This is a genomic window from Pseudomonas sp. TKO26, assembly GCF_003225665.1.
Taxonomy (GTDB): Bacteria; Pseudomonadota; Gammaproteobacteria; order Pseudomonadales; family Pseudomonadaceae; genus Aquipseudomonas; species Aquipseudomonas saponiphila.
The window spans coordinates 140,206-153,396 of sequence record NZ_QKLN01000038.1; the positions used below are offsets into that span (position 1 = coordinate 140,206).

12 protein-coding genes are annotated in these 13,191 nt (G+C 65.6%); 9 read left to right on the top strand and 3 right to left on the bottom strand.

Annotated elements, in window-relative coordinates; all coding sequences use genetic code 11:
- Nucleotides 1-91 precede the first annotated feature (91 nt).
- The 3 genes from DNK59_RS27615 to trxA all read left to right on the top strand — a co-directional run bounded on the left by DNK59_RS27615 (nt 92) and on the right by trxA (nt 2,138).
- Entirely contained in the window at nt 92-550 is a 459-nt protein-coding gene (locus DNK59_RS27615) for a hypothetical protein (protein ID WP_110725251.1), read from the top strand.
- Entirely contained in the window at nt 547-1,203 is a 657-nt protein-coding gene (locus DNK59_RS27620; protein ID WP_110725252.1) for a methyltransferase, read from the top strand. Before DNK59_RS27615 ends, DNK59_RS27620 begins: the two co-directional genes overlap by 4 nt.
- A gap of 62 nt (nt 1,204-1,265) precedes the next feature.
- Nucleotides 1,266-2,138 (top strand): thioredoxin, encoded by an 873-nt coding sequence (trxA, locus tag DNK59_RS27625; protein ID WP_110725253.1) that lies wholly within the window; start codon nt 1,266-1,268, stop codon nt 2,136-2,138.
- 92 nt (nt 2,139-2,230) lie between these two features.
- On the opposite strand, the gene DNK59_RS27630 is transcribed toward trxA, so the two are convergent.
- A complete protein-coding gene (locus DNK59_RS27630) occupies nt 2,231-2,572 on the bottom strand; it encodes a hypothetical protein (protein ID WP_092309478.1) in 342 nt (113 codons plus the stop codon).
- Between the two features lie 134 nt (nt 2,573-2,706).
- On the opposite strand from DNK59_RS27630, the gene DNK59_RS27635 reads away from it, so the two are divergent.
- The 5 genes from DNK59_RS27635 (at nt 2,707) to DNK59_RS27655 (ending at nt 6,786) form a co-directional block, all read left to right on the top strand.
- On the top strand, nt 2,707-3,315 hold the full coding sequence (locus DNK59_RS27635; RefSeq protein WP_110725254.1) for a DUF2796 domain-containing protein: 609 nt from the start codon (nt 2,707-2,709) through the stop codon (nt 3,313-3,315).
- Between the two features lie 61 nt (nt 3,316-3,376).
- Entirely contained in the window at nt 3,377-4,087 is a 711-nt protein-coding gene (locus tag DNK59_RS27640) for an ABC transporter ATP-binding protein (RefSeq protein ID WP_092309472.1), read from the top strand.
- A gap of 1 nt (nt 4,088) precedes the next feature.
- The gene (locus tag DNK59_RS27645; protein WP_110725255.1) at nt 4,089-5,354 is read left to right on the top strand and encodes an ABC transporter permease; all 1,266 of its coding nucleotides are present in this window, start codon (nt 4,089-4,091) and stop codon (nt 5,352-5,354) included.
- 25 nt (nt 5,355-5,379) lie between these two features.
- On the top strand, nt 5,380-5,901 hold the full coding sequence (locus DNK59_RS27650; protein ID WP_177431314.1) for a DUF3299 domain-containing protein: 522 nt from the start codon (nt 5,380-5,382) through the stop codon (nt 5,899-5,901).
- 186 nt (nt 5,902-6,087) lie between these two features.
- Nucleotides 6,088-6,786, top strand: coding sequence for an OmpW family protein (locus DNK59_RS27655; RefSeq protein WP_092309463.1), 699 nt, complete (start codon nt 6,088-6,090; stop codon nt 6,784-6,786).
- A gap of 59 nt (nt 6,787-6,845) precedes the next feature.
- Here DNK59_RS27655 and DNK59_RS27660 read toward each other — a convergent pair whose 3' ends face one another.
- Both DNK59_RS27660 and DNK59_RS27665 read right to left on the bottom strand, forming a co-directional pair.
- Entirely contained in the window at nt 6,846-7,775 is a 930-nt protein-coding gene (locus DNK59_RS27660; RefSeq protein WP_110725256.1) for an NAD-dependent epimerase/dehydratase family protein, read from the bottom strand.
- Nucleotides 7,768-8,652 carry a sugar nucleotide-binding protein gene (locus tag DNK59_RS27665; protein WP_110725257.1) on the bottom strand — a complete coding sequence of 295 codons (885 nt, stop codon included), beginning with the start codon at nt 8,650-8,652 and terminating at the stop codon, nt 7,768-7,770. The genes DNK59_RS27660 and DNK59_RS27665 overlap by 8 nt, the downstream gene beginning before the upstream one ends.
- Nucleotides 8,653-8,895: 243 nt before the next feature.
- On the opposite strand from DNK59_RS27665, the gene DNK59_RS27670 reads away from it, so the two are divergent.
- Nucleotides 8,896-13,179 carry a DEAD/DEAH box helicase gene (locus DNK59_RS27670; protein WP_110725258.1) on the top strand — a complete coding sequence of 1,428 codons (4,284 nt, stop codon included), beginning with the start codon at nt 8,896-8,898 and terminating at the stop codon, nt 13,177-13,179.
- Nucleotides 13,180-13,191: the final 12 nt, after the last annotated feature.

Below are 13,191 nucleotides of genomic sequence, written 5' to 3' on the forward strand. Positions count from 1 at the left end.
CATCCCACTGGCAAGACAAGCCATAGCCTTTACGGTATACAGACCGACTATTATGTTTCGCACACGGAAATTCGCCTTGTTGGAGCTTCAGATGCCGCTCAGACCGCTCGTTTTGCTCAGTCTTGTCAGCCTGCTGGTCGCCTGCAGCAGCGATGCCCCGAAACCTGCGGCCCCCGTCTCCTCCTCGCAACAGACGGTGAAAAAAAATCAGCAACCTGTCGAGCTCGGTCCCTTGCCGGCCTATCAGCGCGAACTGAGCGGCACCCTTGAGGGCGTGCCGGCCGGCGCCGACGTGGAACTGGCACTGCTGGTGATCGATGAACGCAGCCGTCCGCAACGCCTTTTGGCCAGCAGCAACCTCAGCGGCACCAGTCAGGCTCTGCCGTTTCGCCTGCGCTTCGCCGCCGAGGCGTTCCCCGCCGGAGCCCGGGTCGAACTGCGTGGCCGAGCCAGCCAATCCGGCCAGTTGATCCTGCACCTGCCAGCGGTGCGCATCGACCAACCCACCACCCAGGCTCTGGGTCCACTGCAGTTCATCAAAGCCCCATGAACCCACCGCTCGACCTGCAAGACGCCCTCAGCGAACTGCTGGGGGACGCGCAACTGGTGGCCTGCGAGCTGCCCGACACCCAGCTGAAACTCTGGCTGATCGACGCCCAGAACATGGACCGCGCCTTCACCCCGGAAGAAACCCGGCGCATTCTCCACGAGCCGCCTTACTGGTGTTTCTGCTGGGCCAGCGGCCTGGCCCTGGCCCGCTATCTGGCCGAACACCCGCACTGGGTGCAAGGCAAGCGGGTGCTGGATTTCGGTGCCGGTTCCGGGGTGGCGGCAATTGCCGCAGCCAGGGCCGGAGCCCTGGAAGTGGTGGCCTGTGACCTGGACCCGCTGGCGATTGCCGCGTGCCGGGCCAACGCCGAACTCAACGGCGTCGAGCTCGGCTATTCCACGGATTTTTTTGCCGAGGCCGATCGCTTCGACCTGATCCTGGTGGCGGACGTGCTCTATGACCGGGCCAACCTGCCGTTGCTGGACGAGTTCCTCAGCCGCGGCCGCCAGGCCCTGGTGGCGGACTCCCGGGTCAGGGACTTCCAGCACCCGCTGTATCAGCGCCTGGAAACGCTCAATGCCCTGACCCTGCCGGACCTGGCCGAGCCCTGGGAGTTTCGCAAGGTGAGCCTGTATCACGCGCAGCGGCGATAGCGATTTTCAGCCTTCCGACCAGCCTTTATAGTGCTTCCATTCCCGCTTATTCGAGATACCCCATGAGTCAGGACACGCCGTATATCTTCGACGCCCGCACCGCCGACTTCGACCAGTCGGTCATCGAGAACTCCTTCCACAAGCCAGTCCTGGTGGACTTCTGGGCCGAATGGTGCGCGCCCTGCAAGGCGCTGATGCCGATGCTGCAGCAGATCGCCGAGAGCTATCAGGGCGAGCTGCTGCTGGCCAAGGTCAACTGTGATGTGGAGCAGGACATCGTCGCCCGCTTCGGCATCCGCAGCCTGCCCACCGTGGTGCTGTTCAAGGACGGCCAGCCGGTGGACGGCTTTGCCGGCGCCCAACCCGAGTCCGCGGTGCGCGCCATGCTCGAACCCCATGTGCAGATGCCGCCACCGCCGGCTGCCGACCCGCTGGAACAGGCCGAAGCGCTGTTTGCCGAAGGCCGTATCGGCGACGCCGAAGCCCTCCTCAAAGTGCTGCTGGGTGAAGACAACAGCAACGCCAAGGCGCTGATCCTCTACGCCCGTTGCCTGGCCGAACGCGGCGAGCTGGGTGAGGCGCAAACCGTGCTCGACGCCGTCACCGGCGATGAACACAAGGCTGCCCTGGCCGGCGCCAAGGCGCAGATCACCTTCCTCAAGCTGGCCGCGGACCTGCCGGACGCCGCCGACCTCAAGGCGCGCCTGGCCAAGGACCCACAGGATGACGAAGCCCTGTACCAGCTGTCGATCCAGCAACTGGCCCGCCAGCAATACGAAGCGGCACTGGAAGCCTTGCTCAAGCTGTTCATGCGCAACCGCAGCTACAGCGAAGGCATTGCCCACAAGACCCTGCTGCAAGTCTTCGACCTGCTGGGCAACGATCATCCACTGGTCACCGCCTACCGTCGCAAGCTGTTCGCCGCGCTGTACTGAGCCGGAAGTGCCCGCTGATGTAGGAGCTGGCTTGCCAGCGAAGCCGTTCTGACAGACCGAACGCGTTCGCCAGCAAGCTGGTTCCTACAGGCTCATTGCACCCAGCTGTAGAGCGGCGTATCGGCGCCGCTGACCACCTTGACCTCGGCGCAGTGGCGCAAGCGCACCAGCAGTCGCTTGCCCGCCGCCGCGCTACCGGCCAACCCCTCCAACTGCTCCAGCAACTGCGGCCCGCTGATCTGGCCCGCCTTGCGCAGCAGGTCCTTGGCGGTTTGCCACAGGGCATCGTCCTGGCTGGCCGGCTTGCTCACCGGTGCCGCCGCTTCCGGCCTGGCCGCCTGCAACTGCGCGCCCAGTTGCGCCCAGTCGCCTTCGTCCAGCTCCAGGGTCAAATCCACCGGCCAGTCGCCGATGCTTCCACGAATTCGCAACATCGCTGCACTCCCGATTTTTTCTGACGAGCATGCTCCCACGCGTCTTGCGCAACGCCAAGCGGACGGTCAAACTCTGCGGTCTATTGTTATAAGATCACATAACATTTTTTTCATCCTCGCCCTGGAGACTTGCTATGCGCCGTCTGTTCCTCGCCTTGCCGTTTGCCCTGTTGCCACTGGCTGTTTCTCAGGCCGTGCAAGCCCATGAACACGAGCATGAACACGGCAGCCTCGGCGCCCACGAACATGGGGTTGCCCGCTTGAACGCGGTGCTCGACGGCCAGGCCCTGGAGCTGGAGCTGGAAAGCCCGGCGATGAACCTGGTGGGCTTCGAGCACGCCCCCAGTACCGACGCCGACAAGGCCAAGGTAGCCGCCGCCCGCACCCAGCTGGAACAACCCCTGGTGCTGTTCAGCCTGCCCAGGGCTGCCGCGTGCGTAATAGCCAAGCAGGAACTGCAGAGCCCGCTGTTCGGTGACAAGCCCGATGCCGATGATCACGATGACGACGACCACGACGAACAGGCCAAGGGCGCCAACGACCATGAACATCACCATGAGCACAGCGAGATCCACGCCCACTACCAGTTCACCTGCGCCAAGCCGGATGCCCTGAAGAGCCTCGATCTGGGGCAGCTCTTCAAGACCTTCCCCGCCACCCAGAAAATTCAGGTACAACTGATTTCGCCAAGCGGCCAGCAAGGTGTCGAAGCCACGGCCAAGGCTGCCACCCTGAAGTTTTGAGCGCTGCACCTGTAGCCGCCCGCGCTGGCGGCTACACCACTCACTGCATGATCGGCCCAACATGACCCAAGCACTTATCGAACTGTCCGACCTGACTTTCAGCTGGCCCGGCCACCCTCAGTTGCTGGACATCCCGGCCTTCCGCCTGGAAGCCGGCGAAACACTCTTCCTCAAGGGTCCCAGCGGCAGTGGCAAGACCACCCTGCTGGGCCTGCTCGGCGGAGTGCAGAAACCCAGTCACGGCAGCATCCGCCTGCTGGGCCAGGAACTGACCGAGCTGTCCGCCGGGGCCCGCGACCGCTTTCGTGTCGATCACACCGGCTACATCTTCCAGCAGTTCAACCTGCTGCCATTTCTCTCGGTGCGCGAGAACGTCGAACTGCCCTGCCACTTCTCCAGACTGCGGGCCAGTCGCGCCCTCCAGCGCCACGGCAGCGTCGATCAGGCAGCGTCCACCCTGCTGGCCCACCTGGGCCTGAAGGACCCCGATCTGCTCGGTCGTCGCGCCGACTCGCTGTCCATCGGCCAGCAGCAACGGGTCGCCGCAGCCAGGGCGCTCATCGGCCAGCCGGAGCTGGTGATCGCCGACGAACCGACTTCGGCACTGGACTACGACGCCCGGGAGGCCTTCATCCAACTGCTGTTCGCCGAGTGCCGCGAGGCCGGGGCCAGCCTGCTGTTCGTCAGCCACGACCAGAGCCTGGCGCCGCTGTTCGATCGCAACCTGTCGCTGGCCGAACTCAATCGCGCCGCCAAGCCCGCAGAGGTCTGAGATGTATCTGTTCCGTCTAGCCATGGCCAGCCTGGCTAACCGCCGCTTCACCGCGCTCCTCACCGCCTTTGCCATTGCCCTTTCGGTCTGCCTGCTGCTGGCGGTGGAGCGGGTGCGCACCGAAGCCCGAGCCAGTTTCGCCAGCACCATCAGCGGCACCGACCTGATCGTCGGTGCCCGCTCCGGCTCGGTGAACCTACTGCTGTACTCGGTATTCCGCATCGGCAACGCCACCAACAACATCCGCTGGGACAGCTTCGAGCATTTCGCCAGCAACCCGAAAGTGAAATGGGCGATCCCGATTTCCCTCGGCGATTCCCACCGCGGCTATCGGGTCATGGGCACCACCGACGCCTACTTCCAGCACTATCAGTACGGTCATCAGCAAAGCCTGCAACTGGCCGTGGGCCGGGCCTTCGCCAGCGACCCTTTCGAGGTGGTACTGGGGGCCGAAGTCGCCGATGCCCTGCACTACAAACTGGGGGACAAACTGGTGCTGGCCCATGGCGTGGCGGCCATCAGCCTGGTCAAGCATGACGACAAGCCCTTCACCGTGGTCGGCATCCTCAAGCGCACCGGCACTCCGGTGGACCGCACCCTGCACATCAGCCTGGGCGGCATGGAGGCGATCCACATCGACTGGCACAACGGCGTGCCGGCCCGTGGCGACGGTCGTATCAGTGCCGATCAGGCGCGCAACATGGACCTGACGCCACAGGCGATCACCGCCTTCATGCTTGGCCTGAACAGCAAGATCTCGACCTTCGCCCTGCAGCGCGAGATCAACGAGTTCCGCGGCGAGCCGATGCTGGCAATCCTGCCCGGCGTGGCCCTGCAGGAGCTCTGGAGCCTGATGGGCACCGCTGAGAAGGCCCTGTTCGTGGTGTCGCTGTTCGTGGTGCTCACCGGCCTGATCGGCATGCTCACGGCGATCCTCACCAGCCTCAACGAGCGCCGTCGGGAGATGGCCATTCTGCGTTCGGTGGGGGCCCGACCCTGGCACATTGCAACCTTGCTGGTACTGGAGGCATTCGCCCTGGCGCTGACCGGGGTTCTGGCCGGTCTTGGCCTGCTGTACCTGGGCATCGCCCTGGCCCAGGGCTATGTGCAATCGAATTACGGCCTGTACCTGCCATTGTCCTGGCCCAGCCAATATGAGTGGACGCTGCTGGGCGGTATCCTGATCGCCGCGCTGCTGATGGGCAGCGTGCCGGCCTGGCGCGCCTACCGGCAATCCCTGGCCGACGGCCTGTCGATTCGTTTATGAGCCCTGCCTTATGAAGACCCAACGCTTGCTGCGCTCCCTGCTTGCCCTGTCGCTGCTGTTCAGCTCGCCGCTGTGGGCCGCGGCAGCGCCGAAGGACCTGACCTGGTCGGAAATGATCCCGCCGGACGCGCCGCCGGAAGTGCCGAACATGAAGCCGCTGCACGACCTGTCGCAGATGAGCGATGCGCTGGCCGCCGAGTCGGCCCCCGCCGCCAAGCAGGACCTGCCCAATGCACCGGTGGTCAAGAGCCTGGACGGCCTGTCGGTGCGCCTGCCCGGCTACATCGTGCCCCTGGAAGTGAACGAGGACGGCCGCACCACCGAGTTTCTCCTGGTGCCCTACTTCGGCGCCTGCATCCACGTGCCGCCGCCGCCATCGAACCAGATCGTCCACGTCACCAGCGAAGTCGGGGTCAAGCTCGACGAGCTGTATCAGCCTTACTGGATCGAGGGCGACATGCAGGTCAAACCCTCCACCAGCGAGCTGGCGGATGCCGGCTACCAGATGGCGGCGCAGAAGATCTACGTCTATGAGTTGCAGGAGTGAGTGCGGCCGCGGTGCCGGCGAGCCGGCGCTGACGGGGCCTGGGCACGAGGCCAAAAGAGTGCAGAACAAAAGAATAGTTCAGCCCTGCCACCGGGGTCTGTCATTTCATTGAGCTGAGTCAAGGCGGTCAGCTTGACGATCCTTACCATTGGACATAGCCAATTTGAATCGTCCTTTGGAGCTCCCATGCACAAGTCTCTGCTTAGCGCTTCCCTGATCGCGCTCGCCATCGCCGCCCCGATTGCCAACGCCCACGAAGCTGGCGATATTCTCGTCCGCGCCGGTGCCATCACCGTCAATCCGAAAGCCGACAGCGGCAGCGTCAAAGTGGACCGAGGCCCAGCGGCAGGCACCAACCTGGGTGGCAAGGCCACCATGGGCAGCGACACTCAGCTGGGTCTGAACTTCGCCTACATGCTCACCAACAACATCGGTATCGAACTGCTGGCCGCCACTCCGTTCGAGCACGACGTCAAACTCAAGAACACCGCCCTGGCACCGGCCAACGGCAAGCTCGGTACCCTCAAGCATCTGCCGCCAACCCTGAGCGTGGTCTACTACCCGCTGGACTCCAAGTCGGTGTTCCAACCCTATGTCGGCGCCGGTATCAACTACACCTGGATCTACGACGAACACGTCGGCAGCCGTGCCAGTGAAGCCGGTTTCGACAACTTCCGCGCCAAGAACTCCTGGGGCCTGGCCTGGCAGGTGGGTGCCGACTACATGCTGACCGACAAACTGATGCTCAACGCCCAAGTGCGTTACATCGACATCAACACCACCGCCTACGTGGACAACAACAGCGTGGCCCCCGGCACTCGCGCCAAGGTCAACGTTGACGTCGACCCGATGGTCTACATGGTGGGTCTGGGCTACAAGTTCTAAGCCCGTCGGTCATGAAAAAGGCGCCTTGCAAGGCGCCTTTTTCATGTCTGCGATTTCCCTCAACGCCCCATCAGGCGCGCCAGGCCGACACTCATCGGCGTGGGTTCGGGGAACCTGAAGCGTTGCAACAAGCGCTGGTTGTTGGCCCGGGAATGACGGATATCCCCGGCACGGGCCGGACCGTAGCTGATGGGCGGCAACTCGCCGACCACCTCGGCCAGGGCCGCAAGCATCTGCTTGAGGGTGGTGGCCTGGTTCAGGCCGACGTTGACCGCCCCGACTTCCAGCTGCGGCGCCTGGATGGCCTGTACCAGCACCTGCACCAGATCACCGACATAGACGAAGTCCCGAGTCTGCTCGCCATCGCCGAACACGGTGATGGGCAGCCCCTGCTGGGCCCGCTCGCTGAAAATGCTGATCACCCCGGAATAGGGCGACGACGGATCCTGGCGCGGACCAAAGATATTGAAGAAACGGAAGATCGCCGGTTCCAGACCGTGCTGGCGCCGGTAGAAGTCCAAGTAGTGTTCGCCGGCCAGCTTGTCCGAGGCGTAAGGCGTCAGCGGCGCCTTGGCCGTGTCCTCATCGATGGACTGACCTTCGCCGTTGTTGCCGTACACCGCCGCACTGGAGGCGAACAGCACCCGTTTGACGCCATGCAGGCGCATGGCCTCGCAGACATTCAGGGTGCCGATGAAGTTGCTCTGGTGAGTCTGCACCGGGTCGTCCACCGAAGCCTGCACCGACGCCACCGCCGCCAGGTGCGCCACGGCGCTGCAGCCCTGCATGGCACGGTTGACCAGCGCGGCATCGGCGACATTCCCCTCGATCAGTTCGACCCGAGGGTTATCCAGCGGCAGGTTGCTCGGCTTGCCGGTGGACAAGTCGTCCAGCACCCGTACCGAGTAGCCGTTGGCGAGCAGGGCATCGGTCAGGTGCGAACCAATGAAACCGGCACCGCCGGTGATCAATACAGGGCCATCAGCCATGACGATAGAACCTATCCAGTAAGGCCGGGAGCGCGGCACGCCAGGCGCGCGGCTTGATCCCGAAGGTGTGAAGGATTTTCTTGCAGGCCAGTACCGCGTGCTGCGGCTCTTCGGCGGCATCGGCACAGGCCGCGTGGGCCTGGGCGGTGGGCGCCTCGATGGCCAGTGGGTGCAGTTGCCGGGCCTCGCTGAGCACCGCCTGCCCCAGGGCCAGGGGGGTGGTCGCTTCCTGGCCGGCATAGTGGTAGGTGCCCCACAGGGGCGCGGCGCAATCGAGTTGCTTGAGCACCGAGATAATCACTCGCGCGGCGTCGTCCACCGGCGTCGGATTGCCCCGACGGTCGTCCGCCATCATCAGCTCTTCGGGAGACTCGGCCCGGGCCAGGAAACGCCCGAGAATACCCTCGGCACTGTCGTCCAGCAGCCAGCCGAAACGCAGCAGCACGTGTTGAGGGCAAGTGGCGCGAACGCTCTGTTCGATCCGCCACAGCGCCTGACCGCGCAGCCCCAGCGGCACCGGCTCGTCTTTCTCGCTGTAGGCGGTGGCTCGCGAGCCGTCGAACACCCGGTAGCTAGAAGGCTGCAGCAGGATGATGTTGTGATGCTGGCAAAGCTCCGCCAGGCGCTCGACCGCACGTTCCTGGCCGCTCAAGCGGGCCTCGCTCACCGTCTCCGCCTGAAACCAGTCGAAGTAGTAAGCCAGATTGATCAAGGCATCCGGACGGGTGTCATCGAGCAGTTGCGTGAGGCTCGCGGCGTCCCAACCGTCTTGCGGGGGACGGGGCGCGAGGAAACCGATGTCTTCCTCCGCACCCAGGCGAATCAGCGCCTGCCCAAGGGCATTTCCGCCGCCCAGTAACATAAGGCGCATTCGCATAGAGTCAGCAGGCCCAGTCTGTTCAGAACGATGGTTTGGATCGGTCAATCCCGTGGTTTCGACCGTCGAGAATTGCCGGAATCGTTGCATTTTGCGGGTTTGTGGCGCAACCGTCACTGAGAAAGTGTCGCTGCGCACCGATACATCCCCTGCCTCAACTCTAGTTGCTGTCCAAGGCGACGGCAGCGGCGCCAAGGCGCGCGGTACTTGCAAGTTGGCCGCAGCGGCCGCATAAAACCTTCCATGAACCTTGCCGAATCCGTGAGCCCGGGCCTGGACGGTTTTCACCCCGCCGTCAGTGCCTGGTTCAAGCGCACCTTTGCCGCCGTGACCACGGCCCAGGCCCGCGCCTGGCCGTTGATCGCCCAGCGCCGCTCGACCCTGATCGCCGCCCCTACCGGTTCGGGCAAGACCCTCACCGCCTTTCTCGCGGTGATCGATGATCTGGTCCGCCAGGGCCTGGCGGCCGGGGGGCGATTGCCGGACGCCACCCTGGTGGTCTACGTCTCGCCGCTCAAGGCCCTGAGCAACGATATCCAGATCAACCTGCAACAGCCGCTGGCCGGCATCACCGAGCAGTTGCGCCGCATGGGCTTGCCGGAACTGTCCATCAGCACCGCGGTGCGTACCGGCGACACCCCGCAAAAAGACCGCAACGCCATGCGCAAGAGCGCGCCGCAGATTCTCGTCACCACGCCGGAGTCCCTCTATGTGCTGCTGGGTTCGGACTCCGGCCGCAGGATGCTGGCCAGCACCCGCACGGTGATCGTCGACGAGATCCACGCCCTGGCCGGCAGCAAGCGCGGCAGTCACCTGGCCCTGAGCCTGGAACGCTTGCAGGCCCTGTGCAGCGAGCCTCTGCTGCGCATCGGCCTGTCCGCCACGCAAAAACCCATTGAGGCCGTGTCGCGGTTCCTGGTGGGCCATGAGCGGCCCTGCGCAATTGTCGACATCGGCCATGCGCGCCCGCGGGATCTGGACATCGAAGTGCCGCCCGTGCCGCTGTCGGCGGTCATGGCCAATGATGTCTGGGAGCTGGTGTACGAGCGTCTCGCCGAGCTGGTCCGCGAACACCGCACCACGCTGATATTCGTCAACACCCGACGCCTGGCCGAACGCCTGGCCCGGCACCTGAGCGAACGCCTGGGCAAACCGGCGGTGGCCGCGCATCACGGCAGCCTGGCCAAGGAACAGCGCCTGGACGCCGAACAACGACTCAAGGCCGGCGAGCTGCAAGTGCTGATCGCCACGGCGTCCCTGGAACTGGGCATCGATATCGGCGATGTCGACCTGGTGTGCCAGATCGGTTCGCCCCGTTCGATCTCGGCCTTTCTGCAGCGGGTCGGGCGCTCCGGCCATCAGGTCGGCGGCACGCCGAAAGGCCGGCTGTTCGCCCTGAGCCGGGACGACCTGATCGAATGCGCGGCCCTGCTGGACTGCGTGCGCCGCGGCGAGCTGGACAGCCTGCTGATCCCCCATGCGCCACTGGATGTGCTGGCCCAGCAGATCGTCGCCGAAGTCAGCTGCCAGGAGTGGTCGGAAGCCGCCCTGCTGAGCCTGCTGCGCCGGGCCACGCCTTATGCCGATCTGGATCAGGCCCAGTATCAGGCCCTGCTGCAGATGCTTGCCGACGGTTTCAACGGCCGTCAGGGCTTGCGCAGCGCCTATCTGCATCGCGACGCCCTGACCCGCACCCTGCGGGGCCGTCGCGGGGCCAGGCTGACGGCGGTCACCAGTGGCGGGACCATTCCGGACAACGCCGACTACAGCGTGCTGCTCGAACCCCAGGGCCTGAACATCGGCAGCGTCAACGAAGACTTCGCCGTGGAAAGCATTGCCGGCGACGTCTTTCAGCTGGGCAACACGTCCTATCGCATCCTGCGGGTGGAAACCGGCAAGGTGCGGGTCGAGGATGCCCAGGGCCAGCCGCCGAACATCCCTTTCTGGCTCGGCGAGGCCCCAGGCCGCAGCGCCGAGCTATCCAGCGCGGTGGCACGCCTGCTGGCCCAACTGGACGAATTGCTTGGCGCCACGCCCGGGCAGCTGCAACCGGCCATCCACTGGCTGCACCACGAGCTGGGGCTGAACCCGGCCAGCGCCGAGCAACTGGTGGACTACCTGGCGCCGGCGCGCCTGGCCCTGGGCGCGCTGCCGTCCCAGGACACGCTGATCATGGAGCGCTTTTTCGACGAGTCCGGCGGCACCCAGCTGGTGATCCACAGCCCCTTCGGCAGCCGTATCAACCGCGCCTGGGGCCTGGCCCTGCGCAAACGCTTCTGCCGCACCTTCAACTTCGAACTGCAGGCCGCCGCCAGCGAAGACGCCATCGTCCTGTCGCTGTCCACCAGCCACAGCTTTGCCCTGGACGACGTCTGGCGTTACCTGCACAGCCACAGCGCCGAACACATCCTGATCCAGGCCCTGCTGGACGCTCCGCTGTTCGGCGTGCGCTGGCGCTGGAACGCCGGGGTGGCCCTGGCCCTGCCGCGCTACAGCGGTGGACGCAAAGTGGCGCCGCAGATCCAGCGGATGAAAAGCGAAGACCTGATCGCCAGCGTGTTCCCCGATCAGATCGCCTGCCTGGAAAACCTCGCCGGCGAGCGCGAGATTCCCGATCACCCCCTGGTGCAGCAGACCCTCGACGACTGCCTGCACCAGGCCATGGACAGCGAAGGCTGGCTGCACTTGCTGCGGCGCATGGAACAGGGGCAGGTGCGCCTGCTCAGCTGCGACCTGCCCGCGCCTTCGCCACTGGCGGCGGAGATTCTCAGCGCCAAGCCCTACACCTTTCTCGATGACGCGCCCCTGGAAGAGCGCCGCACCCAGGCGGTACTGGCGCGGCGTTGGAGCGACCCACAAGCCACCAACGACCTCGCCGCCCTGGACGCCGACGCCATCACCGCGGTGGCCGAAGAAGCCTGGCCCAACCCGGCCACCGCCGATGAAATGCACGAGGCGCTGATGAGCCTGGCCGCCATCAGCGAGGCCGAAGCCCAGGCCGATCCGCGCTGGCCCCACTGGCTCGACACCCTGGCCACCCAGGGCCGCGCCTGCCGCTTGCAGACGGGTGCCGGCAATCTGTGGCTGGCCCTGGAACGCATCACCTGGCTGCGCGCGCTGTACCCCGAGGCCCCCTTGCAACCGGCCTTGCAGCCGGTGCCCGGCTTCGACCAGGCCTGGGACGAGGAGTCGGCGCGGGTGGAGCTGATCCGCGCCCGCCTCAGTGGCTTTGGTCCACAGACCCTGGCGCAGATTGCCGCGCCCCTGGCGTTGCCCGCCGGGCAGATCAGCCAGGCCCTGGTTCAGCTGGAGGGCCAAGGCTACGTGCTGCGCGGCCATTTCAGCCCCGATGCCAGCGAAGAACAGTGGTGCGAACGCCACCTGCTGGCGCGGATTCATCGCTACACGGTCAAGCGCCTGCGCCGGGAAATCGAACCGGTGGCGCTGCAAGACTTCATGCGTTTCCTGTTCGACTGGCAGCACCTGTCACCCGCCACCCAGGGCCAGGGCAGTGCCATGCTCGGCGAAGTGGTCAGCCAGCTCGAAGGCTACCCGGCCGCGGCTTCGGCCTGGGACAGCGACCTGCTGCCAGCGCGAATCAAGGATTACTCCACCAGTTGGCTGGATGAACTGTGCCGCAGCGGCAAGGTGGCCTGGAGCCGGATCAACAGCACCGGCAAGGCTGTAAGCAGTGCCTTGCGCAGCACACCGATCGTGCTGCTGCCACGGACCCGGGTGGCCCTCTGGAACAGCTTGACCTGTCCTCTCGAACGTCACGAACTCTCGCCCAAGGCGCAGAAGGTCCACGCCGTATTGAGCCAGCAGGGCGCCTTGTTTTTCGATGAGCTGGTGCATGAAGCCCACCTGCTGCGCAGCGAGCTGGAAAGCGTCCTGCAGGAGCTGGTGGGGGCCGGGCTGGTCAACGCCGACAGCTTCGCCGGGTTGCGCGCCCTGATCACCCCGGCGAGCAAACGTCAGAACCGCAGCAGCCGGCGCGGCCGTGGCGCCTTCGTCGGCGGCATGGACGATGCCGGACGCTGGGCCCTGCTACGCCGCGCCGCGCCTGAGGATCCGGCCGCCATCCTGGAGCAGGTGGCCATGACCTTGTTGCGGCGTTACGGCGTGGTGTTCTGGCGCCTGCTGGAGCGCGAGGCGGACTGGCTGCCCAGCTGGCGCGATCTGCTGCGCACCTTCCATCGCCTGGAAGCCCGGGGGGAAATCCGCGGTGGACGCTTTGTCAGCGGCCTGGCCGGCGAGCAGTTCGCCTTGCCGGAGGCCATCCCCTTGCTGCGGGAAGTCCGCCGGCGGCCCCATGACGGCAGCCTGGTCGCCGTGTGCGGGGTCGATCCGCTGAACCTGGCGGGCACACTGCTGCCCGGGCCCAAGGTGGCGGCCCTCAGCGGCAATCGCCTGGTGTACCGCGACGGCCTGCCGGCGGCTGCAGAGATCGGCGGCACCCAGCAGTTGTGGATGGAACTGGCGCCCGATGAGGCCCAGGCCTTGCGCAACAAGCTGGTACAGCGCTGAGTCTCGCTGCGG

Coding starts and splice junctions, on each gene's coding strand:
- DNK59_RS27655 (WP_092309463.1), top strand. CDS start 6,088: ATGCACAAGTCTCTGCTTAGCGCTTCCCTGATCGCGCTCGCCATCGCC.
- DNK59_RS27645 (WP_110725255.1), top strand. CDS start 4,089: ATGTATCTGTTCCGTCTAGCCATGGCCAGCCTGGCTAACCGCCGCTTC.
- DNK59_RS27665 (WP_110725257.1), bottom strand. CDS start 8,652: ATGCGAATGCGCCTTATGTTACTGGGCGGCGGAAATGCCCTTGGGCAG.
- DNK59_RS27620 (WP_110725252.1), top strand. CDS start 547: ATGAACCCACCGCTCGACCTGCAAGACGCCCTCAGCGAACTGCTGGGG.
- DNK59_RS27635 (WP_110725254.1), top strand. CDS start 2,707: ATGCGCCGTCTGTTCCTCGCCTTGCCGTTTGCCCTGTTGCCACTGGCT.
- DNK59_RS27615 (WP_110725251.1), top strand. CDS start 92: ATGCCGCTCAGACCGCTCGTTTTGCTCAGTCTTGTCAGCCTGCTGGTC.
- DNK59_RS27660 (WP_110725256.1), bottom strand. CDS start 7,775: ATGGCTGATGGCCCTGTATTGATCACCGGCGGTGCCGGTTTCATTGGT.
- DNK59_RS27640 (WP_092309472.1), top strand. CDS start 3,377: ATGACCCAAGCACTTATCGAACTGTCCGACCTGACTTTCAGCTGGCCC.
- trxA (WP_110725253.1), top strand. CDS start 1,266: ATGAGTCAGGACACGCCGTATATCTTCGACGCCCGCACCGCCGACTTC.
- DNK59_RS27630 (WP_092309478.1), bottom strand. CDS start 2,572: ATGTTGCGAATTCGTGGAAGCATCGGCGACTGGCCGGTGGATTTGACC.
- DNK59_RS27670 (WP_110725258.1), top strand. CDS start 8,896: ATGAACCTTGCCGAATCCGTGAGCCCGGGCCTGGACGGTTTTCACCCC.